General features: G+C 32.0%; 31 protein-coding genes. 9 read left to right on the top strand and 22 right to left on the bottom strand.

Annotation, left to right across the window (positions count from 1 at the left end; genetic code table 11):
• Positions 1–16: 16 nt before the first annotated feature.
• The 14 genes from rplE to rpsJ all read right to left on the bottom strand — a co-directional run bounded on the left by rplE (position 17) and on the right by rpsJ (position 6,464).
• Positions 17–556: a 50S ribosomal protein L5 gene (gene rplE / locus HMPREF3125_RS10075; RefSeq protein WP_026083545.1), complete on the bottom strand. Its 540-nt coding sequence runs from the start codon at positions 554–556 to the stop codon at positions 17–19.
• Between the two features lie 25 nt (positions 557–581).
• The gene (gene rplX / locus HMPREF3125_RS10070; protein ID WP_002466469.1) at positions 582–899 is read right to left on the bottom strand and encodes a 50S ribosomal protein L24; all 318 of its coding nucleotides are present in this window, start codon (positions 897–899) and stop codon (positions 582–584) included.
• Positions 900–934: 35 nt separating this feature from the next.
• On the bottom strand, positions 935–1,303 hold the full coding sequence (gene rplN / locus HMPREF3125_RS10065; protein WP_017638514.1) for a 50S ribosomal protein L14: 369 nt from the start codon (positions 1,301–1,303) through the stop codon (positions 935–937).
• A gap of 31 nt (positions 1,304–1,334) precedes the next feature.
• On the bottom strand, positions 1,335–1,598 hold the full coding sequence (gene rpsQ / locus HMPREF3125_RS10060; RefSeq protein WP_070453665.1) for a 30S ribosomal protein S17: 264 nt from the start codon (positions 1,596–1,598) through the stop codon (positions 1,335–1,337).
• Positions 1,599–1,623: 25 nt separating this feature from the next.
• Entirely contained in the window at positions 1,624–1,833 is a 210-nt protein-coding gene (gene rpmC / locus HMPREF3125_RS10055) for a 50S ribosomal protein L29 (RefSeq protein ID WP_000644737.1), read from the bottom strand.
• Positions 1,823–2,257, bottom strand: coding sequence for a 50S ribosomal protein L16 (rplP, locus tag HMPREF3125_RS10050; RefSeq protein ID WP_002450520.1), 435 nt, complete (start codon positions 2,255–2,257; stop codon positions 1,823–1,825). The genes rpmC and rplP overlap by 11 nt, the downstream gene beginning before the upstream one ends.
• A 2-nt stretch (positions 2,258–2,259) precedes the next feature.
• The gene (gene rpsC / locus HMPREF3125_RS10045; RefSeq protein WP_017638515.1) at positions 2,260–2,916 is read right to left on the bottom strand and encodes a 30S ribosomal protein S3; all 657 of its coding nucleotides are present in this window, start codon (positions 2,914–2,916) and stop codon (positions 2,260–2,262) included.
• A gap of 23 nt (positions 2,917–2,939) precedes the next feature.
• Positions 2,940–3,293: a 50S ribosomal protein L22 gene (gene rplV / locus HMPREF3125_RS10040; protein WP_029055861.1), complete on the bottom strand. Its 354-nt coding sequence runs from the start codon at positions 3,291–3,293 to the stop codon at positions 2,940–2,942.
• A 28-nt stretch (positions 3,294–3,321) separates the two neighbouring features.
• Positions 3,322–3,600, bottom strand: a complete 279-nt coding sequence (rpsS, locus tag HMPREF3125_RS10035; protein WP_002450522.1) for a 30S ribosomal protein S19 — start codon at positions 3,598–3,600, stop codon at positions 3,322–3,324.
• Between the two features lie 67 nt (positions 3,601–3,667).
• Positions 3,668–4,501: a 50S ribosomal protein L2 gene (rplB, locus tag HMPREF3125_RS10030; RefSeq protein WP_017638517.1), complete on the bottom strand. Its 834-nt coding sequence runs from the start codon at positions 4,499–4,501 to the stop codon at positions 3,668–3,670.
• Positions 4,502–4,529: 28 nt separating this feature from the next.
• Positions 4,530–4,805 carry a 50S ribosomal protein L23 gene (gene rplW, locus HMPREF3125_RS10025; RefSeq protein ID WP_070453662.1) on the bottom strand — a complete coding sequence of 92 codons (276 nt, stop codon included), beginning with the start codon at positions 4,803–4,805 and terminating at the stop codon, positions 4,530–4,532.
• On the bottom strand, positions 4,805–5,428 hold the full coding sequence (rplD, locus tag HMPREF3125_RS10020) for a 50S ribosomal protein L4 (RefSeq protein WP_070453659.1): 624 nt from the start codon (positions 5,426–5,428) through the stop codon (positions 4,805–4,807). Before rplD ends, rplW begins: the two co-directional genes overlap by 1 nt.
• A gap of 28 nt (positions 5,429–5,456) precedes the next feature.
• Positions 5,457–6,128 carry a 50S ribosomal protein L3 gene (gene rplC / locus HMPREF3125_RS10015; protein WP_070453655.1) on the bottom strand — a complete coding sequence of 224 codons (672 nt, stop codon included), beginning with the start codon at positions 6,126–6,128 and terminating at the stop codon, positions 5,457–5,459.
• Positions 6,129–6,155: 27 nt separating this feature from the next.
• Positions 6,156–6,464 (bottom strand): 30S ribosomal protein S10, encoded by a 309-nt coding sequence (rpsJ, locus tag HMPREF3125_RS10010; RefSeq protein ID WP_001118667.1) that lies wholly within the window; start codon positions 6,462–6,464, stop codon positions 6,156–6,158.
• A 355-nt stretch (positions 6,465–6,819) separates the two neighbouring features.
• Between rpsJ and HMPREF3125_RS10005 the strand changes: the two genes are divergently transcribed.
• Positions 6,820–7,212, top strand: coding sequence for a hypothetical protein (locus HMPREF3125_RS10005; protein ID WP_017638520.1), 393 nt, complete (start codon positions 6,820–6,822; stop codon positions 7,210–7,212).
• A gap of 69 nt (positions 7,213–7,281) precedes the next feature.
• On the opposite strand, the gene HMPREF3125_RS10000 is transcribed toward HMPREF3125_RS10005, so the two are convergent.
• Together HMPREF3125_RS10000 and HMPREF3125_RS09995 are read right to left on the bottom strand one after the other, a co-directional pair.
• The gene (locus tag HMPREF3125_RS10000) at positions 7,282–8,616 is read right to left on the bottom strand and encodes an NCS2 family permease (RefSeq protein ID WP_017638521.1); all 1,335 of its coding nucleotides are present in this window, start codon (positions 8,614–8,616) and stop codon (positions 7,282–7,284) included.
• A 111-nt stretch (positions 8,617–8,727) separates the two neighbouring features.
• Positions 8,728–10,866 (bottom strand): DNA topoisomerase III, encoded by a 2,139-nt coding sequence (locus tag HMPREF3125_RS09995; protein ID WP_070453652.1) that lies wholly within the window; start codon positions 10,864–10,866, stop codon positions 8,728–8,730.
• Between the two features lie 166 nt (positions 10,867–11,032).
• Here HMPREF3125_RS09995 and HMPREF3125_RS09990 point away from each other — a divergent pair, with 166 nt between their 5' ends.
• The 3 genes from HMPREF3125_RS09990 (at position 11,033) to HMPREF3125_RS09980 (ending at position 13,793) form a co-directional block, all read left to right on the top strand.
• On the top strand, positions 11,033–11,926 hold the full coding sequence (locus HMPREF3125_RS09990) for a GNAT family N-acetyltransferase (RefSeq protein WP_070453648.1): 894 nt from the start codon (positions 11,033–11,035) through the stop codon (positions 11,924–11,926).
• Between the two features lie 189 nt (positions 11,927–12,115).
• Complete coding sequence (locus HMPREF3125_RS09985; protein ID WP_029055858.1) at positions 12,116–12,979, top strand: GRP family sugar transporter; 864 nt, start codon at positions 12,116–12,118, stop codon at positions 12,977–12,979.
• Positions 12,980–13,001: 22 nt separating this feature from the next.
• The gene (locus HMPREF3125_RS09980) at positions 13,002–13,793 is read left to right on the top strand and encodes a glucose 1-dehydrogenase (protein ID WP_046467156.1); all 792 of its coding nucleotides are present in this window, start codon (positions 13,002–13,004) and stop codon (positions 13,791–13,793) included.
• 107 nt (positions 13,794–13,900) lie between these two features.
• Here the strand turns inward: HMPREF3125_RS09980 and HMPREF3125_RS09975 are convergent, their stop codons facing one another.
• On the bottom strand, positions 13,901–14,812 hold the full coding sequence (locus tag HMPREF3125_RS09975; RefSeq protein WP_046467155.1) for an AEC family transporter: 912 nt from the start codon (positions 14,810–14,812) through the stop codon (positions 13,901–13,903).
• A 127-nt stretch (positions 14,813–14,939) separates the two neighbouring features.
• Between HMPREF3125_RS09975 and HMPREF3125_RS12860 the strand changes: the two genes are divergently transcribed.
• Entirely contained in the window at positions 14,940–15,107 is a 168-nt protein-coding gene (locus tag HMPREF3125_RS12860) for an SE1832 family protein (RefSeq protein WP_017638527.1), read from the top strand.
• Positions 15,108–15,206: 99 nt separating this feature from the next.
• Complete coding sequence (gene mspA / locus HMPREF3125_RS09970; protein WP_017638528.1) at positions 15,207–15,524, top strand: membrane stabilizing protein MspA; 318 nt, start codon at positions 15,207–15,209, stop codon at positions 15,522–15,524.
• A gap of 45 nt (positions 15,525–15,569) precedes the next feature.
• Here mspA and HMPREF3125_RS09965 read toward each other — a convergent pair whose 3' ends face one another.
• Both HMPREF3125_RS09965 and HMPREF3125_RS09960 read right to left on the bottom strand, forming a co-directional pair.
• Positions 15,570–18,734, bottom strand: a complete 3,165-nt coding sequence (locus HMPREF3125_RS09965) for an efflux RND transporter permease subunit (protein WP_070453646.1) — start codon at positions 18,732–18,734, stop codon at positions 15,570–15,572.
• A gap of 118 nt (positions 18,735–18,852) precedes the next feature.
• The gene (locus tag HMPREF3125_RS09960) at positions 18,853–20,103 is read right to left on the bottom strand and encodes a lipid II:glycine glycyltransferase FemX (protein WP_017638530.1); all 1,251 of its coding nucleotides are present in this window, start codon (positions 20,101–20,103) and stop codon (positions 18,853–18,855) included.
• 211 nt (positions 20,104–20,314) lie between these two features.
• On the opposite strand from HMPREF3125_RS09960, the gene HMPREF3125_RS09955 reads away from it, so the two are divergent.
• Positions 20,315–20,566: a hypothetical protein gene (locus tag HMPREF3125_RS09955; RefSeq protein ID WP_070453644.1), complete on the top strand. Its 252-nt coding sequence runs from the start codon at positions 20,315–20,317 to the stop codon at positions 20,564–20,566.
• Here the strand turns inward: HMPREF3125_RS09955 and HMPREF3125_RS09950 are convergent.
• Entirely contained in the window at positions 20,563–21,324 is a 762-nt protein-coding gene (locus tag HMPREF3125_RS09950; RefSeq protein WP_070453641.1) for a VOC family protein, read from the bottom strand. The genes HMPREF3125_RS09955 and HMPREF3125_RS09950 overlap by 4 nt on opposite strands.
• Before the next feature lie 178 nt (positions 21,325–21,502).
• On the opposite strand from HMPREF3125_RS09950, the gene HMPREF3125_RS09945 reads away from it, so the two are divergent.
• Both HMPREF3125_RS09945 and HMPREF3125_RS09940 read left to right on the top strand, forming a co-directional pair.
• Complete coding sequence (locus HMPREF3125_RS09945; RefSeq protein ID WP_017638533.1) at positions 21,503–21,937, top strand: MarR family winged helix-turn-helix transcriptional regulator; 435 nt, start codon at positions 21,503–21,505, stop codon at positions 21,935–21,937.
• On the top strand, positions 21,934–23,139 hold the full coding sequence (locus HMPREF3125_RS09940) for an MFS transporter (RefSeq protein ID WP_070453637.1): 1,206 nt from the start codon (positions 21,934–21,936) through the stop codon (positions 23,137–23,139). Before HMPREF3125_RS09945 ends, HMPREF3125_RS09940 begins: the two co-directional genes overlap by 4 nt.
• Positions 23,140–23,213: 74 nt before the next feature.
• Here HMPREF3125_RS09940 and HMPREF3125_RS09935 read toward each other — a convergent pair whose 3' ends face one another.
• Entirely contained in the window at positions 23,214–23,564 is a 351-nt protein-coding gene (locus HMPREF3125_RS09935; RefSeq protein WP_070453634.1) for a SarA family transcriptional regulator, read from the bottom strand.
• Between the two features lie 282 nt (positions 23,565–23,846).
• Entirely contained in the window at positions 23,847–24,869 is a 1,023-nt protein-coding gene (moaA, locus tag HMPREF3125_RS09930) for a GTP 3',8-cyclase MoaA (RefSeq protein WP_017638536.1), read from the bottom strand.
• Positions 24,870–24,872 lie beyond the last annotated feature (3 nt).

Genomic DNA, 24,872 nt, shown 5'->3' with positions numbered 1-24,872 from the left:
AGCCTCCTTTTAGAGATTATTTACGAAATGGCATACCGAAGTTTGATAACAATTCACGAGCTTCCTCGTCAGTGTTAGCAGTAGTTACGATAACAATATCCATTCCTCTTACTTTGCTTACTTTATCATAATCGATTTCAGGGAAAATTAATTGTTCTTTAACACCTAATGTGTAGTTACCGCGACCATCGAATGCTTTTTTAGAAACACCTTGGAAGTCACGTACACGTGGTAATGATACTGAAATTAGTTTGTCTAAGAATTCATACATTCTTTCTCCGCGAAGTGTAACTTTCGCACCGATAGGCATACCTTCACGTAAACGGAATGTTGCAACTGATTTTTTAGCTTTAGTTACTAATGGTTTTTGACCAGTGATTTGTTCTAATTCTTCTACAGCGTTATCTAACACTTTGGAGTTTTGAACAGCGTCACCGACACCCATGTTCACTACGATTTTGTCAATTTTAGGTACTTCCATTACTGAACTATAGTTGAATTTTTTTACTAAGTTCTCAGTAACTTCAGAATTAAATTTTTCTTTTAAACGGTTCAAAGTGGATCCTCCTTTCAACTAGTAATTAATTATTAGATTTGATTTCTTCGCCAGATTTTTTTGCAATACGAACTTTTTTACCATCAACAAATTTGTAACCTACACGAGTTGGTTCGTTTGTTTTAGGGTCTAATAATTGTACGTTAGAAACATGGATAGCTGCCTCTGTTTCTAAAATTCCACCTTCAGGGTTTAATTGAGTTGGTTTTTGGTGTTTTTTAATAACATTAACACCTTCCACAACGACACGGTCACGTTTAGGTTCAGTAGCAACTACTTTACCTTCTTTACCTTTGTCTTTACCTGCGATAACTTTTACGTTGTCACCTTTTTTGATATGCATGTGGGCACCTCCTTATATATTTTGGTTAATTGATTTTATAGTACTTCTGGTGCTAATGATACGATCTTCATGAAGTTACCTTCACGTAATTCACGAGCAACCGGACCAAAGATACGAGTACCACGTGGGCCTTTGTCATCACGAATGATAACACATGCATTTTCATCAAATTTGATATATGAACCATCGTTACGGCGTACACCTGATTTAGTACGTACTACAACAGCTTTGACAACTTCGCCTTTTTTGACAACGCCACCCGGTGTTGCATTTTTAACAGTACATACGATAACATCGCCGATGTTCGCTGTTTTGCGACCAGATCCACCTAATACTTTGATTGTAAGAACTTCACGAGCACCAGAGTTGTCTGCTACTTTTAAACGTGTCTCTTGTTGGATCATTAGTTAAACCTCCCTTATCTCTAATCTTGTATTAAATAATTACTGACTCTTCAACAATTTCTACTAAACGAAAACGTTTTGTTGCTGATAAAGGACGAGTTTCTTGAATTTTAACAATGTCTCCTAATTTAGCTGAATTGTTTTCATCATGAGTTTTGTATTTTTTTGAGTATTTTACTCGTTTACCGTATAATTTGTGTGTTTTGTAAGTTTCAACAAGTACAGTAATAGTATTGTCCATTTTATCAGAAACAACTCTACCTACATAAACTTTACGATCATTTCTTTCGCTCACTTTTGTAACCTCCTCTTTCAATTAATTATTGATTAGCCTTACTTTGTTCAATTTCTCTTTCACGAGCAACAGTTTTTAGACGAGCAATCGTTTTTCTTACTGTGCGAATACGTGCCGTTTCTTCTAATTGACCTGTAGCTAACTGAAAGCGTAGGTTAAAAAGCTCTTCTTTTGAAGATTTGATTTGTTCTTCGATTTCTGAAGTGGTTAAGTCTCTAATTTCCTTAGCTTTCATTTGTTTCACCACCCAATTCTTCACGTTTTACAAACTTAGTTTTTACTGGAAGTTTGTGACTTGCTAAACGTAGTGCTTCGCGGGCAACTTCTTCTTGTACCCCAGCGACTTCAAATAAGATTCTACCAGGTTTAACGACTGCAATCCAGCCTTCAACCGCACCTTTACCAGCACCCATACGTACTTCTAAAGGTTTTTTAGTATATGGTGTATGAGGGAAGATTTTGATCCAAACTTTCCCACCACGTTTCATATAACGAGTCATTGCAATACGAGCTGATTCGATTTGACGAGATGTGATCCAAGACGTTGTAGTAGCTTGTAAACCATACTCACCAAATGTTACATAGTTACCGCCTTTAGAACGACCAGTTGTTTTAGGACGATGTTGACGACGATATTTAACACGTTTTGGTAGTAACATGATTATTTTCCTCCTTCACTAGTGTTCTTAGTAGTAGGAAGAACTTCTCCACGATAGATCCATACTTTAACGCCTAATTTACCATAAGTAGTATCTGCTTCAGCGTGTGCATAATCGATGTCAGCACGTAATGTATGAAGTGGAACAGTTCCTTCAGAATATTGTTCAGCACGAGCAATATCTGCTCCGCCTAAACGACCTGATACTTGAGTTTTGATACCTTTAGCACCAAGTTTCATAGCTCTTGTAATAGCTTGTTTTTGTACACGACGGAATGAAGCACGGTTTTCTAATTGACGTGCGATATTTTCAGCAACTAATCTTGCATCAATATCAATTTTCTTGATTTCAATTACGTTGATGTGTACTTTTTTATCTGTTAAAGCATTTAATTTGTTACGAAGTTTGTCAATTTCTGAACCGCCTTTACCAATTACCATACCTGGTTTACCAGTATGAATAGCGATATTAATACGGTTAGCTGCACGTTCGATATCTACGTGAGAAACTGATGCTTCTTTTAATTCATTATCAATAAACTTACGGATTCTTAAATCTTCGTGTAATAATGAAGCGAAATCTTTTTCAGCATACCATTTTGCTTCCCAATCACGGATGATACCAACACGAAGTCCGATTGGATTAATTTTTTGACCCACAGTATTCCCTCCTTAGAAAGTTATTAAGCTTCTTTAGCTTCTTCTTTACCGTCACTTACGACGATTGTAATGTGGCTTGTACGTTTGTTTATCGCACTTGCACGTCCTTGCGCACGTGGGCGGAAACGTTTTAAAGTTGGTCCTTCATTAGCATAAGCTTCTTTTACTACTAATTCATCTGTGTTCATGTCGTAGTTATGTTCAGCATTTGCTAAAGCGGACATTAATACTTTTTCGATCACTGGTGATGAAGCTTTGTTTGCTAATTTTAAAATTGCAATAGCTTCTCCAGCATTTTTACCTCTAATTAAGTCAAGAACTAGTCTTACTTTACGAGGTGCGATTCTTATTGTTCTAGCAACCGCTTTTGCTTCCATTAGGATTTCCTCCTCTACTTTTTAAAAATTATCTTCTTGTTTTTTTATCGTCAACAGCATGACCTTTAAATGTACGAGTTGGTGCGAATTCACCTAATTTGTGACCTACCATATCTTCTGTTACATATACAGGTACATGTTTACGTCCATCGTATACTGCGAAAGTATGACCAATGAAATTTGGGAAAACTGTAGAACGACGAGACCATGTTTTAATTACTTGTTTTTTTTCACTTCCGTCTTGTGCTTCCACTTTTTTCATTAAGTGGTCATCAACGAAAGGTCCTTTTTTAATACTACGAGCCATTTGGGCGCCTCCCTTCTTATTCTGTGCGTGCAGCAATTAAGCCGCACACCCAAATAAGTTAATTTTATTATTTTTTCTTACGTCCACGAACGATAAGTTTGTCTGAAGATTTTTTACCACGACGAGTTTTCTTACCAAGCGTAGGTTTACCCCAAGGTGACATTGGAGATGGTCTACCGATTGGAGCACGTCCTTCACCACCACCGTGTGGGTGATCGTTAGGGTTCATTACAGAACCACGAACTGTTGGACGGATACCTTTCCATCTTGAACGACCTGCTTTACCAACATTTACTAGTTCGTGTTGGATATTACCAACTTGTCCAATTGTAGCACGGCAAGTTGAAAGAATCATACGAACTTCACCAGAGCGTAATCTGATTAATACGTATTTACCTTCTTTACCTAACACTTGTGAACTAGCACCAGCTGAACGAGCGATTTGTCCACCTTTACCAGGTTTTAACTCAATATTATGAATTACAGTACCTACAGGAATGTTTTGTAATGGTAAAGCATTACCAATTTTGATATCTGCTTCAGCACCACTTTCAACTACTTGTCCTACTTGTAATCCTTTAGGTGCGATAATATAACGTTTTTCTCCGTCAGCATATACTAATAAAGCAATGTTAGCTGAACGGTTTGGATCGTATTGGATTGAATCAACTTTAGCGTTGATACCATCTTTGTTACGTTTGAAATCGATAACTCGGTATTGACGTTTATGTCCTCCACCGTGATGGCGAACAGTCAATTTACCTTGGTTGTTACGTCCCGCTCTTTTCGGTAGCGGTTGTAATAATGACTTTTCTGGTGTAGTTTTCGTAATTTCAGCGAAATCTAATGAAGTCATATTACGACGACCATTAGTTATTGGCTTATATTTTTTAAGAGCCATTGTCGTTTACCTCCTTATTGGTAATGTTTTAGTTGAATAAGTCGATTGAACCTTCTTTTAGTTTAACAATCGCTTTTCTTCTTTTATTTGTGTAGCCTTGGTAACGGCCCATACGTTTTTTCTTAGGTTTATAGTTGATGATGTTTACATTATCAACTTTTACGTCGAAGATTTCTTCAACAGCAATTTTAACTTGTGTTTTGTTAGCACGAGTATCAACATCGAAAGTATATTTATCTTCCGTCATTGCTTCTGAAGATTTTTCAGTGATTACGGGGCGCTTAAGAATATCTCTAGCTTCCATTATCCGAGCACCTCCTCAACTTTTTTAGCAGCAGCTTCAGTAATTACTAAACTGTCAGCACTTGTGATATCTAATACATTTAAACCTTGAGCAGTTGTTACTTGAACACCAGGGATGTTACGTGCTGATAATTCAACGTTAACATCTTCGTTTTCAACAACAACTAATACTTTTTTAGGTTGTACTAATGTAGTTAAAACATTTTTGAATTCTTTTGTTTTTGGTGCATCAAATCCGAATGCATCAACAACTGTAAATCCATTTTCTTTAACTTTAAATGATAATGCAGAACGTAATGCTAAACGACGCATTTTCTTAGGCATTTTATATCCGTAATTTCTTGGAGTTGGTCCGGATACAATACCACCACCGCGCCATTGAGGTGCACGAATTGTACCTTGACGAGCACGACCTGTTCCTTTTTGTCTCCATGGTTTACGTCCACCGCCGCGTACTGCTGAACGGTTTTTAACTGAATGTGTACCTTGACGTAATGAAGCACGTTGTAAATTGATAGCTTCGAAAAGGACACTATTGTTTGGTTCGATTGCAAAGACTGCATCGCTTAATTCAACTGAACCACTTTTTGATCCGTCTACTTTTAAAACATCATAATTAGCCATTATGCATTTTCCTCCTTTCGCTTATTGATTATTTATTACCTTTTTTAATTGATTTAATTGAAGTTGAAATTTCTACTAAACCTTTTTTAGGTCCAGGTACATTACCTTTTACTAAGATTACACTGTTTTCAGTGTCAACTTGTACTACTTCAAGGTTTTGTACAGTAACTGTGTTTCCACCCATACGGCCTGGCATTTTTTGACCTTTAAATACTCTTGAAGCATCTGAAGCCATACCTACAGAACCTGGTGCTCTGTGGAAATGAGAACCGTGCGCCATTGGTCCACGAGATTGTCCGTGGCGTTTAATAGCACCTTGGAAACCTTTACCTTTTGAAACACCTGTAACATCAATGATGTCACCAGTTTCGAATTTATCAACTGAGACTTCTTGACCTACTTCGTATTCATCAACATTAACGTTTCTGAATTCACGAATGAAGCGCTTAGGTGCTGTGTCAGCTTTTTTAGCATGACCTTCAGCTGGTTTATTAGCATATTTGTTAGTTTTTGAACCTTTTTTATATGCTTTTTTATCTTCAAATCCTACTTGGATTGCGTTGTAACCGTCAACTTCTTCAGTTTTCTTTTGTAATACAACGTTTTGTCCTGCTTCTACTACTGTTACTGGGATTAATTCACCGTTTTCTCCAAACACTTGTGTCATCCCGATTTTTCTTCCTAAGATTCCTTTGGTCATCGAAAGTCCACCTCCTAATTTTTTCTATTATAATTTGATTTCGATGTCTACACCAGATGGTAAGTTTAAGCCCATTAGAGCATCGACTGTTTTTGGTGTTGGGTTAACAATATCGATTAAACGTTTATGTGTACGTTGTTCGAATTGTTCACGTGAATCTTTGTACTTATGCACTGCACGGATGATTGTATAAACTGATTTTTCAGTTGGTAACGGAATTGGTCCAGAAACATCTGCACCAGAACGTTTAGCAGTTTCAACAATTTTTTCTGCTGATTGATCAATCACACGGTGATCATAAGCTTTTAATCTGATTCTGATTTTTTGTTTTGCCATAATTTTCCCTCCTTATTCGTCTACATTTAAGTGATAGACTTCTCCACGAAAACTATCTCACACAACGCCATGGCAAAGCGGCCGGGTGTGTCAGTAACCTTTCGCTTCATCGCGTTATTTAAAGTCCAACATTAAATATGTTACATGAAAAACACTGATAAATCAATTGTTTTCATTAACTTTTTTCTGTTTTGTCTAACACATACTTTGTTATTGTACTTTAAATGTATCTCTTGTTCAACCTTTTTAGGGAAATTTTTATATTTAAATATGTAATTACAAGACTAAATTTAATCATATTAATATTAACCTTAATCATTTTCTATTATAATAGTAGAGAACGGGGGTGAATCATTTGAAAAACGGTATTAAGCTTGCCCTATCCATTATTGGCGTCTTCCTAGTTATATGTGAGTTCTTTTATGGGATTCCTTTTTTAGGTGGCAGTGTAATTTTAAGTTTTGGTTGGCAACCTCTATTATTTAACGCTTTTCTCTATTTGGTTTTAACGATTATTCTATTAGTTGATAAACAAAACACAATTAAACCAATGGTCATTATACCTATTTTAGGTATTATTGGTTCGTTTGTCGCATTCATTCCATTTATTGGTATGATTATACATTGGGCTTTATTCGTATTAATGATTTTCTTTGTATTTATAGTCTTAGCTGCTCCAACTTATGTTCCTAATAAAAATGCTCGCGTTATTTATACTCAATATAAAGATGGTCATAAGTCTAAATAAACTTGAATTCATTTCACAACTAAAAAAAGACGTTCGTACTATTTTAAGTACGAGCGTCTTATTTTTTATTTAGCCATGTACGAATACAAAGTATAAGATAAATAATACCATTAATACATACATAATTGGATGTACTTCTTTATGTCTTTTACTAATAATCATTGTTATTGGATAAAAGATAAATCCACAAGCTATACCTGTTGCAATTGAATAAGATAAAGGCATCATGATGATTGTTATAAAAGCAGGTACAGCGACTTCGAATTTTTTCCAATTGATTTCCGCAAAGTTTGCAGCCATTAGTACACCTACCACTACCAATGCCGGTGTAGTTACAGCACTTGTTACAACTGCAATTAGTGGACTAAAGAATAAAGCTAGTAAGAAACAGCAACCTGTAACAATACTTGCGAATCCTGTTCTTGCACCAACTGCAACACCTGACGTAGATTCTATATAAGAAGTAGTCGTTGTTGTACCGAATATAGAACCAACAATTGTAGCTAATGAATCTGAAAATAACGCTCTACCTGCTCTAGGAAGTTTATTATCTTTCATAATTCCTGCTTGAGTTGCAACAGCTACTAATGTTCCTGCAGTATCAAAGAAATCAATAAATAGGAATGTTAGAATAACAATTAAAAATTGAATAGTAAATAATTGACCTGGATCCTTAAATGATTCAAATGCAGCTCCGAAAGTTGGTTTAATACTTGGAACGTGACCTACAATGCCAGTTGGCGTATGTATTTGTCCAGTTATCATTCCTACTATTGCAGTAATTATCATACCTATAAATATAGAACCCGGTACTTTTTTAGTGTATAAAATAACGGTAATAACAATACCAAATATTGCTAATAATACTGGTGCTTTCGTTAAATGCCCTAGGGTAACTAATGTTGAATCATTTTTCACAATAATTCCTGAACTTTGTAAACCTACAAAGGTTATAAACAACCCTATTCCAGCAGAAACAGCCATCTTCATTTGATAAGGTATTGCGTTAATAATTATTTCCCTTAATCCGGTTACTGTTAATATTGCAAAGAATATACCTGAGAATAGAACGCCAGTTAATCCGACTTTCCATGGTATCCCCATTGTAAGAACTACTGTAAATGCGAAAAATGCATTTAATCCCATGCCAGGTGCTAATGCTATAGGGTATTTTGCTATGAGTCCCATAAATAGCGAACCTACAAACGCAGCTAAAGCAGTCGCAACAAAAATGGCTCCCTGATCCATTTTCATATCTTCAGATACACCTTTGACTCCTGCTAGGCTTAATACTTGAGGGTTTACAGCTAGTATGTACGCCATTGATAAAAACGTAGTGATACCACCTAAAATTTCTTTTTTAAAGTTAGTACCATGTTCATCGAACTTGAAGTATTTTTTCACGGCTAATGCTCCTTTTTTTGAAATACTTAATAAGTTTAATACCAAATCTCTAAAATGACAATACTAAATACGAACTTTAGTTATATTCTTTTTCCTTTTGTTCGAATTTATTTATAATTTTAGATTTTTCAAAGCATCTTTGAACGGATTATTGTCTAATTCTTCTTGTTGATTCATGTATTTCTTCATTTCTTTTTTAGAAACTTTACCGCTTGATTTTTCTTTCATACGTTTATCCATTTGAGCTTGCGTTTCTGAATGACCACATGTACATCTATATGTCGCATCCTTACCTTTACCAAATAAAGTCATTTTCTTTTTACAGTTAGGACAACGTGCATTTGTTTTTCTTTGGACATTTTTCTTTGTTTTACAAGATGGATCTTGGCATACCAACATTTGTCCATTTTTAGTTTTAACTTTAATCATAAATTTGCCACAAGTAGGACATTCTGTTGTAGTTAAATTATCATGTTTATATTTTTGTTCGCTATTCTTAATTGTGTTCACTACTTCTGTTGTTAATTCTTTCATTTCTTTTATAAACTGCTGTTTATTATATTTACCTTTTTCAATAAGCAATAATTTTTCTTCCCATTCAGCAGTTAATAATGGTGATGTTAATTTTTGAGGTGCTAATTCTAAGATTTGTTTACCTTTTGAAGTTACTTTAATTTTACCATCTCTTGATTCTATTGCATTCATATTAAATAGTTTTTCAATGATATCCGCACGTGTCGCAACAGTTCCAATACCGCCTGTTTCCTTCAGAGTATGTGCATGTTTTTTATCCTTAAGTTGAATATAGTTTTGAGGATTTTCCATCGCTTTTAATAATGTTCCTTCATTAAAGTAGTCAGGTGGTGTTGTTTGATGATCATTAATTTTAGAATTTGAGACAGTGACGACTTGATTGTTTTTAAAAGGATGTTGAGTAACAACTGATTGCTCATTTTCTTTTAAAGCCTTATACCCTAATTGTTTTGTAACTTTTTCTTGTAATACAAATTGATAACCATTAACAGTTAAGTATACTTTAATACTTTCATATTCATAAGGAGGCATTAAACTTTCTAGAAATCTTTCTACAATAAGCATATATATTTTACTTTCTCTATTACTTAATTGTGAAAAATCAGGTCTTATCTCAGTAGGTATAATAGCATGGTGATCTGAAACCTTTTGATCATTAAATATATGCATTTTAGCGGAATATGACTTTCCTATTAAATTACGAACACTTTCTTTATAGTCTGTAGCTAATAAGGCTTGTAATCTTTCTTTTATTGTAGAAACCATATCTGCAGTTAAATAATTGGAATCTGTACGTGGATACGTTACTAATTTATGTCTTTCATATAAATTTTGTAACGTATTTAGTGTCTCTTTGGTCCCCATTTTAAATCGATTATAAGCGTCTTGTTGTAGATCAGTTAAATTATAAAGTGGCTTAGGAAATGTTTTCTTAATTTTAGATTTAACTTTTTCTATATTACCTTGCTGTTTATTTATTTGATTCATAACATTTTTTAATTTTTGTTGGTCAGTAATTCTTTGTTGTGTTGAAACATAATTAAATTCAAAACCATCCACTATAGCTGTAAGAGTGTAATAGGTTTGTGGTTTAAATTGATTAATTTCATTTTGACGAGATTGTACTAGTTGAATTGTTGGCGTCTGTACGCGTCCAAGTGATAACTGAGCATCATATTTTGTTGTTAATGCTCTTGTTGCATTAATACCAACCACCCAATCCGCTTCACTTCTAGCTAAAGCAGCTTCGTATAAATGCTGATATTGTCTTCCATCTTTCAAGTGGTTAAATCCATCTTTGATTGCTTTTTTAGTTACTGAACTAATCCATAATCGTTTGATTGGCTTTTTATTTCCCACTTTATCTAAAATCAATCTTGCTACAAGCTCTCCTTCTCTTCCTGCATCAGTAGCAATTATAATTTTATTCACATTCTGGTTAAGTATTAGTGATTTTACAGTCTTAAACTGTTTTCTAGTTTTACCTATAACTATTGTTTTCATATGTTTTGGAATTATTGGTAAGTCTTCAAGTTTCCATTCTTGATATTTCTTATCATATTGTTCTGGCGTTGCATTAGTCACTAAATGTCCTAATGCCCAAGTAACAATATATTGATTATTTTCATAATAGCCATTTCTTTTTTGATTGATATTGAGTGCATTTGCAATATCTCGAGCTACTGATGGTTTTTCCGCTAAAATTAATGATTGCATGAGTTATAGTTCCCTTTCTATATTTAATACATTTTAAGTTTATGTTTGATTAATTTGCTTTAAGAATAGTTACCTTAATTGTAACATGTACGTATATATATTAACTTTCATTTCAATGCAATTACTCATATAATTAAATTAATAAATACGGTACGGAGGTAAGAACATGGATATTATTCAGTTGAAGGACCCTAAAAAAATAAAAGCTTTTATTGAAACTGCTGATTACCAAGTAACTTCCTATTTATATAAAATACCTCAACAATTTGCAGAATTTGATCATTTATTAGAAGAAGCAATTAAAACTCCTGGCGCTTTTGCCATTTCTGATAATAATCAAATAAAAGCATTAATCATTGCGATTTCTTATGAAACACATAAGTTTAAGATAATTGGCCCTTTTATAGAGCCAAATTTTGACGTCACTCCACAGTTATTTCAAAACCTATTCAATGCAATGACAGAAAATCAACCTGATAATGCTATATATAACTTTTCATTTGAAGAAGGCGTTCAAACTTATAAACCTTTTATTAAGCAAATAAAAGCAAGTTATAATTTTACTGACTATTATTTAGAGGCACATCAAGATATTGGGGAATTAGAAAATGAACAAAATATTATAGAATATCAAAAAGGTTTCCATAGAGCATTGGCAAAAATGCATCATAAGACATTTAAACATGATGCAATGAAAGCAGATGATATTGTTAATACATTAGATGAAAATAATAAGCTATTTCTTTTTGTAAGCGAAGGACTTTTAAAAGGTTATTTATATCTACATGTTAATCCTCAAAAATCTAAAGCAGAAATTAAATATTTCAGTTCTCACATAGATTATCGAATGAAAGGAATTGCTTTTGATTTATTGGAGTATGCTTTGCATTACGCTTTTTCTCATTATGAACTGCATAAAGTTTATTTTAAAATTCGAAACAAAAATAGTAAGCTCGTAGAACGTTTTAATGAACTTGGATTTACTACTAATTATGAATATAAAAAGTATAAATTAGAACCACAATACATTCATGAAAATGCTACTAATCCAGAAACTTAATTATTGATTAAACTTGGGAGTAGGACTGAAATAATAATTTTCCAAAATTTATTTCGGTCCTACTCCCCTTTTTACTTTTCTAAAATAAGCCGATGTTTTTTACTATTCAACTTAATTGTTTTAGAATTAACTTCAAGTGTTATTAAAGGGGAAGCACTTAATTCGTTTATTTAGGAGAGTGAGAAACATATGCAGTTTCTTGATATTTTAATAGCATTATTACCTGCACTATTTTGGGGTAGTGTTGTAATAATCAATGTATTCGTAGGTGGAGGCCCCTATAATCAAATTAGAGGTACTACTTTAGGTGCACTCATTGTTGGTATTATTTTATTACTAACAGGTAATGCAGCATTTGATGATTTAACTGTTATTATTGTTGGATTATTCTCAGGTGCATTATGGGCATTTGGTCAAGGTAACCAATTAAAATCTGTTAATTTAATTGGTGTTTCAAAAACAATGCCAATTTCTACTGGTATGCAATTAGTTGGTACTACTTTATTTAGTGTTATATTCCTAGGCGAATGGAGCACAATGATACAAGTCGTATTCGGACTGATTTCTATGGTCTTATTAGTTTCAGGTATCGCATTAACATCATTAAAAGCTAAAAATGAAGGTAAATCAAATGATCCTGAATTTAAAAAAGCAATGGGTATCCTTCTAATTTCAACAGTAGGTTATGTTGGCTATGTCGTGTTAGGAGACATTTTCAATGTAAGTGGTACAAAAGCACTATTCTTCCAATCTGTTGGTATGGCTATTGGCGGTTTCATTCTTTCAATGAATCACAAAACGTCTATCAAGTCTACTGCCCTCAATTTAATTCCTGGTATTGTATGGGCAATTGGTAACTTATTTATGTTCTATTCTCAACCTAAAGTAGGTGTTGCAACTAGTTTTTCATTATCTCAATTATTAGTTATCGTATCTACACTTGGTGGCATTTTTATTTTAGGAGAGAAAAAAGACCGTCGTCAGATGATGGGTATTTGGTCAGGTATCATACTCATCATTATTGCAGCAATTATTTTAGGTAACCTAAAATAAAACATTTTTAGGAGGCATTTCCATGTTTAAAGAATTAGAAAATAAAGTTGTTATCATTACAGGAGCTGGTAGTGGTATTGGTAAGTCTTTTGCAGAAAATTTTGGTAAAGCCAAAGCAAAAGTCGTACTTAACTATCGTTCAGATAAACACGATGAATCATTACAAGAATCTGTAAATATCATCAAACAAGCTGGTGGAGATGCGTTACTCGTTCAAGGAGATATGGCTAAAGAAGAAGATGTCATTAATTTAATCAATCAATCTGTAGACCATTTCGGTACTTTAGATATCATGATTAACAATGCTGGTTTTGAAAAAGCAACACCATCGCATGAAATGACGATTGAAGAATGGCAAAAAGTGATAGATATCAACTTAACAGGTGCGTTTATAGGTTCACGTGAAGCAGTAAAACACTTCAGAAAAGAAGATAAAAAAGGTGTTATTATTAATACTTCAAGTGTTCATGATACTATTCCATGGCCAAATTATGTTCACTATGCTTCAAGTAAAGGTGGATTAAAATTAATGATGGAAACCATGTCAATGGAATATGCACAATATGGAATTCGTATTAATAATATATCCCCTGGAGCTGTTGTTACTGAACATACTAAAGAAAAATTCTCTGATCCAAAAACTCGTGAGGAAACATTAGAAATGATTCCAGCTAGAGAAATTGGAGATGCTCAAGATATCGCTAATGCTGCATTATTCTTAGCATCAGACTTAGCTAGTTATATCCACGGAACTACTATTTATGTAGATGGTGGTATGACAAACTATCCAGCTTTCATGGGAGGTAAAGGCTAAGTCAAACAATAAACCATGCAATTTTCATGTGTAACATACATTAAATTAATGTAGTGTGTACTCATGAATTGCATGGCTTTTTATATATAAATAACTATTTCTATTTATTATGAAACAAAGAACGCTTGATAAACATATATAATAACAATACTTATAACAATTGATAAATTAGTTACCATCCCTATTAAGGGTAGTGTTTTATATTTGAATTGTATTGAATAAGGAATAATTGCCACACCAACTGGTAATAACCATGTGATAAGCAATGTCGTTTTAATCATCTGATCTGAAACTGGTAAGAAGAAATATACAATTAATCCAGCAATAAGACCTATTCCATAATGAAGAGAAAGATATTTGATTGCTGCAGGTAAATAAGCTTTTTCAATAGTAAAGTTCAACATAACGCCTAATAAAATCATAGATAGTGGCATATTAGCTTTTCCTAAAATTGAAAAGAAATCAATAGACACTTTAGGTAAATGAATGTTCGCCATATTAAGTATAAACATAACAATATAAGTAACCAGTGGTACAGATTGAATTAATTTCTTAACTAAGAATTTAAAATTGAATTGGTCACTTCCCTCACTAAAGTAACTTCCAACAAAGTAAGTGAGACCAAACATAATAACTGCGCCACCAATATCAACCATGCCAAAATAAACCATTCCCTTACTTGGCCATATAGCATCTACTAATGGATAAGCAAATAATCCAATATTCATAGCTCCAATCATCATACCAACAGAACCACGCATTTGATTATCGTATTTACGGAAACTCCAAATAACAATTATTTTTGAGACCACACCGTAGATAATCATCATAATAGGCAAAATAGAAAATGATAGGTTTAAATCAGCTTTATTTAAATTCACGATAACTAAAGAAGGTAAAGTTACATTTAATACTATTGTTGAAAGCACTTGGCTATCTGTTGCTTTCAAATAATTAATACGCTTTAAAAAATAGCCTAAAGCAATTAAAAGAATGATCATTACAAATTGTTCTGTCATATTAGCCCTTCTTTCACGTATCTCAACACTTTCAATTGATAACTTTAACACATTTGCTATAAATTTTAGAACTAGTTTGTTTCATGCTATAATTTAATCATACTTTAATTTAAGGAGCGATTGTATAATGGATTTAGAAAGTAAATTAACAGAACTAAAATATGATTATACTAGACTACAAGGTGACTTAGAAAAGCGCGAGTCATTAAATCAAAATATCGATCCTTTAGTCAATCAGCTTGAAGAAATTGAGAAAGAAATGGCCAATGTAAGAAAGCAAATAAATGAACAATAATTAATTACATGTCACAATTTAACTACATTTCTTTAGACATCCTAGTCATAAGTATGTGAACGTGCTAATATATATTCGGAAAAGAAAGGATGTCAACTCATGAAATTATACTTAATTTTATTGCCTTTACTATACTTAATTGTAAGTTACATAAGTATATTCAAGATGAATTCAATTTTCACTAGAATTTTAAGAATCATAATGGGTATATTATTGTTATTTGTTGTAGCAATTACAACGATGCAGTTCCCTAGTGAGAACTGGTGGGTATTTATAGTGTTGCTACTTTTAGTTGGAAATGTAGAAGTTACTGCATTTAAAACACTTAAGAATGATGATAAAGGCGTTAATATTTTAAATATATTATCAATCGGTTTGTTCGTGATTTATATCATTCTAACTTTAATTTTATACTAAAGTAAAAAGCATCATTCCTTTTTTGGAGGAATGATGCTTTTTTTATTATTTTCTGTTTAGTTTACGATAAATTTTATCTTTAATTGTGAATAAAATTTCGTAAATTACTGGAACAACAACAAGCGTTAATATTGTTGAAGATATTAGTCCTCCAATAACAGTTGCTGCCATTCCTTTAGATATTAAGATAGAACTATCTTCACCAAATAACAACGGTACTAAAGCACCTATAGTTGCTATTGCTGTCATTAAGATAGGACGAATTCTCGTTCCTCCTGCTTCAATTAAAGCAGCTTTCATATCCATACCTGATTTTTCATTATTAATAACTCTATCTATCAATACAATAGCATTTGTAACAACAATACCAATTAACATCAACATACCAATTAAACTAGGTACTGAGATAGTTTCGCCTGTAATCACAAGTGATAATACAACACCTATTATTGTAAATGGTAATGAGAATAAAATAGTGAATGGAGCTAATCCACCTTTAAATGTAATTACTAAAATAAGATACACTATAATTATTGCTGCTAACATAGCTATTGCAAGTTGAGATATAGCAGAGTTGATGTCATCAGTTGCGCCTCCAACATTCACTTTTACGCTATGTGGTTTATCAATTTTATTAATTTTAGACATTACTTTTTGTGAAGTACCACCTACATCACTTGTCGTAATCTTACCTGAAACTGTAGTTGAATAGTCACCATCTTCTTGAGTCAATTTACTTGGTGTAGTTGATTTTTTAAGACTAGCAATTTCACTTAATTTAATTGAACCACCTGTTGGTTTTTTCAATTTAATATTTTCTAATTTACTTTGTGACCAATCAGTTTGCTTGTTTTGTTTTACTTTAACATCTATTTTCTTACCGTTTTCTTTAACTGTCGTAATTGTTTTTTCTGGTAAGTTTTCATTTAAATTCATCGCAAGCTGACTAGCTGATATTCCATTATCTGCCGCTTTATTTTGATCGACTTTTACTTCATATTGATCGTATGTTTGTGATAAATCTGATTTAACATTATTGATACCTTTAACATCTTTCATAGTGCTTTCAATTTTATGAACAGTACCTTTAATAGCATCCGTTGATGGACCTTTAACTGTCACTTCAATAGAATCATTTCCAGCACCAGTACCTAAATCTTGGTTCTTCCATTGACCAGGATGTTTAAATGAATCAACATGTTTTAATACTTTATCTGGCTCTTCTTCAAAGTTTGGCGTATCTTTATCATAATCTACCATCAACGCCATACTATTTGTACTACCAGTAGGATCAGATGGTGTTGGCCCTCCTACAGAATATTGAACAGTGTTAACTTTATCTTTAGATTTTAAATACTTTTGAACTTGTTCACCATGTTCGAGCACTGATTTTTCAGTTTCACCTGGTTTAGGCGTATAAGTTAACGCCATGAATTTATTATCTCCTGATGAAATATAACTTGTGCCTAATTTTGCAGCACCTAAGCCAATACTTCCAGCTAGTAATACAATACTAATTATAATGACGATCCACTTATGATTAAGTGACCAATTTAATACCTTTTTATACCCCTCACTAACTACCCCATGCTTTTGTTTTTGAGGTTTAGTTTGGATTCCTTTTCTAAATAGCGTAGAACCTAGCGCTGGAACTACTGTGATTGATACTAATAATGAAGCTAATAAACTGAATGTAATTGCGAGTGCGAATGGTCTGAACATTTCACCAACAGACCCTGACACAAATGCTAATGGTAAGAACACAATAATAGTAACCAATGTTGAAGATAGTATTGGTTTAAACACTTCAGTTGTTGCGTTTATGATTAATGAATCACCTTTGAGTTGTTCATTTTTATCAGATAAACGTCTATATATATTCTCAACCACAACGATAGAATCATCTATCACTCGTCCAATAGCTACTGTTAATGCCCCTAAAGTCAATATATTTAGTGACACATTAGATAATTTCAATGCTACGAGTGCAATTAATATTGACATTGGTATTGAAATGACTGAAATAGCTGTTGTTCGTATATTTCTTAAGAATAACAATATAACTACGATAGCTACGATTGTTCCTAATGCTGCTTTTTCAATCATTGTATATAAAGAATCTTCAATTGGTTTAGCAGTATCCATCGTTTTAATAGCTTTCATTTCACTATTATTTTTTTCAAATTCATCTACTTTTTTCTGTACATCTTTTGCAACTTGAACGGTATTAGCATCTTGAGCTTTTGTTATTTGTAAATTTACTGCATCTTTTCCATTCGTTTTCGAAATGGATGTACGTTCATCACCAACCGAAATATTAGCTACGTCTTTTAATTTAAATGTAGGCATAGATCCTGATGAACTTTGTTTAGAACTACCAGCGGACGCTGATGATTGATCAGATGGCATTAAGCTGTCGCTCTCTCCATCGTCGCTGCTATCACTACTTTGTCCTTGTCCGGCAATCGTTGCAGGGATTTTTAAGTTTTTCAGTGCATTGACTGATGTAAACTGTCCATCGACAACGATAGATTTGTCAGTATCTCCAAATTGGAAAAGCCCTAGCGGCGTTTCTCGAGTCGCTGTTTTTAAATAGTTTTCGACATCATCTGCTGTAACACCTTTTTCATCAAGTTCTTTTTGCTTGAACTTTAATGTTACTTCACGATTTGTTTGGCCATTTAATTGAGCATTTTGAACACCATCGATTGTTTGTAATTTTGGAATAAGTTGCTGGTTTAATTTTTTAGTTACTGATTTTAAATCATTATCTTTATCTGTTAAAGAATAAGCTACGATAGGAAATGCATCCATAGAATTTCTTGTTAATTCAGGATCACTGACCCCGTCTTTGAATTTAATTTTATCAATTTCTTTTTTTAACTGTTCCTCAGCTTTATCCATGTCTGTATCATTATTATATTCTACAGTTACAATTGAAGCATTTTGGATAGATTCAGTTTTAACGCTTTTAACATATGCCATCGATCTAACTTGACTATCTATTTTACTGTTAATCTCATCTTGAGTAGTTTGTGGTGTGGCACCAGGCATTGTTGTTTGAACTGAGATCATAGGATTCTCTACGTCCGGTAATAATTCAAGTTTTAACTTGGCACTAGCATACACTCCACCTAAAATAACGAGTAATACCATCAAGAATATTGCGAACTTATTGCCTAAAGAAAATTGCAATAGCTTTTTGATCATATAATTAGTGTCCCCTTTTATCAATTTATATATAGTGCTATATTCTATTATTTTAAAAAATGATTCTAAAAAAATCTGAACGTTCTTTATTTATAGAATCGTTCAGATAATAAAAAATCTATTTACGCTTTAATTTTCGTGATAGTTTAATTTTAGCTTTTGTTAATTTTGGTTTAACTTGTTCAATAAGTTGGTAAAGTGGTTGATTTAAAACATAATCAAATTCACCAATTTTTTCACTTAAGTAAGTTCCCCATACTTTTTTAAATGTCCATAATCCATAATGGTCTGAATCTTTGTCTGGATTATTATCAGTTCCACCAAAATCATATGTTTTAGCTCCGTGATCACGAGCATATTTCATCATAGTATATTGCATATGATGATTAGGTAAGAAATCTCGGAAGTCATTAGATGAAGCGCCATATAAGTAATAAGATTTACTACCTGCAAACATTAATAATGCACCTGATAAATAAATACCTTCTGGATGTTCTTTTTCAAGTCTTAATAAATCATCTTTTAAATCTTGAGATTTTTTAATTTTATTATTAGCATCATTGATTTTATTTAGTGTTTTTTTATCTTGCTTTTTATTTTGAAGTTTTTCAATTTCATTTTCTAATTCTTTAATTTCTGAATTCACTGTTTCAAGCACTGGTTTTGGTTCTAATTTAACTAAGAACAATTCTGCATCGCCATCTTCATGTAATGCATCATATATATTTTCAAAGTAACTAATATCTCTAGTTAAGAATCCATCACGTTCCCCTGTGATTTGCATTAAATGTGCGAATGTTTTTAATCCTTCTCTACCAGCTCTTTCAACTTTCGTACCTCTTTTTAATGCTAATCTCACTTTAGAGCGATTTCGTCTTTCAAAACTTTGAATAATGTCTTCATCAGATTTATCAATTGGTGTGATCATTGTCATTCTTGGTTGAATATAATCTTTAGATAAACCTTCTTTAAATCCTTTATGCTTAAATCCTAAATTACGTAAATTTTTCAATGCTTCAGCACCGTGTTCTACTTCAACGTCTGGATCTATTTTAATTGCGTAAGCTTTTTCTTCTTTAGCTACTTTTTTCGCTTCTTCTAATAATTGTGATAATGCTTCTTTATTATCGTAATCAGTTACAAATCCTCTAGATACATAACATAATGTAAATGGTAGTTTCGGAATTTTTTTGAATAATAATTGTCCAACGCCCTTAATTTCACCATTTTCACCTATCGCAATTCTTCTTGAATACCATCCAGTCAATTTCTTTGTTTCTGCCCATTTCGTAAGTTGCAGTAAATCGCCATTTGGATGAGATTTTACAAATGCGTCATGTTCTTGATTAGTGATATTCATCTTTTCCATGGTTTATAATATCTCCTTTTTATTAACAATAACTATAATTATACAACGTCTATCTATGAGTGTCGATAAAACACATAAATGAATCTACAACAACATTAAAAACATGTTCTTTAATTCCTATAAGTTATTTTATTTCAGCTAAATAATTTTTAAAGCAGTTTTAAAATTGGTATAATAAAACACTAAAATTCTTACGAAAGAGGTGTTCAAATTGCGTCCAACGCTATTAATTTTATTTATCATCTTAAACGCTCTTATCATTGTCATTAGTTTGAATAATGATTTAACAGTCCAATATTTTAGCTTAAGAGTCATACTGGCTGCATTTAGTTTCGTTTTATCATTGTTCTTTTTACTTATTAGAACAACTCAATTTAGCATGTATTTAAGTATTACTTCGATTATTATTGCAGTTGTCCATATCGCCATTATCATACAAAGTGCTTATACTTATCTATATTAATTATTAGGTTCAAAACGATATTTTGCACCTCTTATATATATTGAATATGGTGATGTTGCCTCAGCGTCTTTAAACACGACAGTGTGATAACCAGATTCTTTACCATCTTCAATTCTAAAGTACATTTGATCTTCCTTTAAAATTAAATCAGTGTATTTATCAGTTTCATTTACAACTTGCATATCAAACCAATTTTGCCAGTTTTGTACTGTCTTTTCTCGTTGACTAGTAGTAACTATTATCATCTCTATAGAGAATTGGGTTTGATATAAAGGTTCTAACTGTGCATCTCGATTAGCTTCACCTTGATCCCATTGTATGAAAAATGGTGGTTTAACCATATAACTAGGATCAGCAATATATAAAAGTCGCCAAGTTATTTTTTCATCTTTTTTAGTTTCTCTCTCCATATTTACTGGACCAATAACTTCTATATTACGTTCTTCCAGTGTTTGCTTAATAGCGTCTATATTATTTGTTCTTAAACAAATGGTTTTGAATCCTTGTTTAAAATGATCTTGAGCTATTTTAGTAGCAAATGATACTCTTCCCTCTTCAGTTTTAGCTAATTTCTGCAATTTTTCTTGATCTTCTACATCTAAAAATTCTATGTAGTTTCCATTTATATACGATAACTTATTAAATGTTCCAAATTTATTATGTTTTCCACCTGAATGCAACGTGATAAGGTTACCTGGAAACTTAAATTGCTCTAATTGATCAATATAATGAATGATATGATCAAATTTCAAATCCATCTTTTTGTCCCCTTTTTATTCATTTCTCAGTTCTTATTTTAACAAAATACGAAGTATTATACTTCTAAAAACTTACTTTAAATTGGTATTGAAAAATATTGCTTTTAGTTTTATAATGAATCTTGCGTTTCAAAAAGGTTAGCTAAGCTAACTAAATTATAAATTTTGAGGTGTGCTCATGATTAACAACAAATTTTTCAATAGTTTTATTAGTATTTATCGACCTTATATTAAATTAACTCAGCCTATATTAGAACGACATAACATTCATACTGGCCAATGGCTCGTTTTAAAGGATATTGCGCAATTTCAACCAACGACCTTAGTTAATATATCTTATCGTCGTGCTATAGAAAAACCGACTGCTAGAAAATTTATTAAAGTTTTACTCGAAAGAGAATTAATTTCTTATACTACTGGAAATGATAAACGACAAAAATGGTTAAGTTTAACTGAAGAAGGTCGACAATTTTTTGAAACTATCAATAAAGAGGTAAATGAAATACAGGATGAAATTATTGAAAAATCTGGTATAAATGAGCAACAACTGACAGAAATTACTAATTCAATGTCAATTATTTATGAAACAATACTAAAGGAGAGTCAAGAATGAGTGAAACTTCATCTATTAAAGCACCTATCTTTACTAAACGCTTCAATCTTAATTTCATCATAAATTTTTTCGTGTACTTATGTATGTATTTATTGATTGTAGTCATCGCAGGCTATAGTAAATCTGAATATCATGCATCTGATAGTTTAGCTGGACTAGTCGTGGGGTTATTTATTGTCGGATCATTAATTGGTCGTTTTGGAACGGGTAAATATGTAAATACATTTGGTCCTAAAAAGATTTTAATGTTTGGTCTTTTCTGTCTTGTGATAACTCAAGCATTGTATTTTATTCCTGGTAATATTTATTTCTTAATGTTTGTACGTTTAATCAACGGTATTGCAACTGCAATTGCTACAACCGCAACAGGTACTATCGCAGCTTATGTCACACCACAAACACGTAAAAGTGAAGGCATTAGCTTATTTTCATTAAGTTTAGTATTAGGTACTGCTGTTGGTCCTTTCTTTGGTATTTTATTACTAAATACATTTTCTATCACATTACTATTCACGTTATGTATTGTGTTAGGTATTTTAGGACTTATCTTATCGTTCTTTATTAATATTGATTTTAACCCTACGAATAAAGAACAAAATTCCACAAATTCAAATGGCTTTAGTATTCACAATTTCATCGCTAAAGAAGCTGTACCAGTTGCAATTGTTATGTTACTAGTTGGTGTTACTTATGCAGCGATATTAACGTACTTACAAGCTTTTGCTGAGCAACGTGATTTAGTCAGTGCGGCTAGTTACTTCTTTATTTTCTACGCAGTGGCTTCTTTAGTTACACGCCCTATTGCCGGTCGTTTAATGGATAGTAAAAATGAAAATGTAGTCGTTTACCCTTCATTTATTGCTCTTATACTAAGTTTCATTTGTTTAATGTTTAGTTTTAATAGTGGATTATTATTACTTTCTGGTGTATTACTAGGTATTGGTTACGGTAACCTTTCTTCATCAATGCAAGCTATTTCAATTAAAGTATCACCTTCATTTAAGTATGGCTTAGCTACATCAACTTACTTTATCGGATTAGATGTTGGTATTGGCTTCGGTCCTTCATTCTTAGGTTTATTTACACATATGATTTCATATAGTCAAATTTATGGAGCAATGGCTATTTTAGGCATTCTAACTACAATTGTATATTTCTTTGTTCATGGTAAAAAAGTTAAAAACACATATTCATATGAATAGTAGTTACTACAAATAAATTAAAAAGCTAGAGACATCACATTAAAGATGATGTCTCTAGCTTTTATTTTTTATATTTAGTTTGCAATACTAATTGCTTCGATTTCGTTTATCATTTTATCCATTAATTTCTTTTGCTTTGCGTTAAAGAAGTAGTAAACTTGTCGCTCATCTGTTTCTGAACGTAATTTTGAAATAAGTTCTTTTTTATAAATCTTACGGATAATCACATCAATTTTACTTGTGTCCCATAACATTTCAAAATGTAACGTATCTCTTAATTCTTTACCACTAATCTTCTCACCTTCAAAGACTTTGTATAAAACGACAAATTCTTCAATTGAAGTGCGATAAGATGTTTTTAACCAGTGCTTAAGTTGACTTAGTTCTCTTTCAGATGCAATAAACCCTTGTTCTTTATTATTCATATTAAAATGCCTCCTATGTTGATTCTTAGATGTTATGTTTGTATTATACAATTAAATTGCTTAACTTTATTATATAACATAGTAAGCATTTTATCTATTACAAATATTAAATTTAAGTCTAAATTTTGTTTAGAAATTCAACATTTTAAAGTACATGTTTAATAGTGAAAAGTATATAAAAGTTATTGTATTGAAATTACGAGACACATATAATCTATAAAAGATTTTATGATTGTATAAATATGACTCTATTTTTCCACTTATTTAAATTAAAATTTAATACTATCCACCAATATAGTTCATATTAATCTTATTACGTTTTCTATTTTTTACTGTTTGTTCTGTTCGTTCATCTGAATATCGATCATCTCTAATGTGCCAAAGTGCTTTAAATTGCTCTAATAATTCCTCATCTGTTGCACCAGAGCGCATAAAGTTCTTAACATCAAATCCTTCTACATCTGCAAATAAACATCCGTAAAATTTACCATCTGAGGATAAACGGGCTCTCGTACATGTTGAACAAAATGATTGAGATACACTAGTTATAAGTCCAAACTTCACTTGATTATCTTTGTGACGATAGTATTTAGCTACCTCTCCAAAATATTTAGGTTCTACAGGCTCAACTTCAAAATGTTGTTCAACCATATTTAACATTTCATCTTTACTCACTACTTTGCTAAAGTCCCAGCCATTGTCATTACCGACATCCATAAATTCAATAAATCTTATTTCAATAGCTTTATCTTTAAAATATTCAATCATAGGTATGATTTGATCATCATTCACGCCTTTTTGAATAACGACATTCACTTTAACTTGTAAACCAATCGAAATCGCATAATCAATCTGTTCTAATATTGTAGAAGCTTTAATATTTCTATTATTAATTGCTTGAAAGACTTCATCGTCAATAGCATCTAAACTCACATTAATACGTCTTAGGCCTGCATTATATAAATTTTGACCATGTTTTTTTAAAAGTAATCCATTAGTAGTCATACCTATATCTTCAATGCCTTCTATTTGATTCAGTTGCTCAATGAGTTGATAAAGATTTCTTCTTAATAATGGTTCTCCACCTGTTATTCTTATCTTTTTAACCCCTAATTGAGCATACAATCTAGCAATTCTGACCATTTCATCAAAAGACAATAATTCATCTTTAGGTAAAAAGACAAAATCATCGCCAAATATTTCTTTTGGCATGCAATAATCACATCTGAAATTACATCTATCTGTGACTGATAATCTTAAGTCTCTTATCGGTCGACCAAGTTTATCTTTAATTTGCTCCACCATAAT

The sequence above is a fragment of the Staphylococcus sp. HMSC13A10 genome (assembly GCF_001808005.1).
Taxonomy (GTDB): domain Bacteria; phylum Bacillota; class Bacilli; order Staphylococcales; family Staphylococcaceae; genus Staphylococcus; species Staphylococcus pasteuri.
The sequence above is the reverse complement of the archived record's forward strand: the minus strand, read 5'-3'. Positions and strand labels throughout refer to the sequence as shown.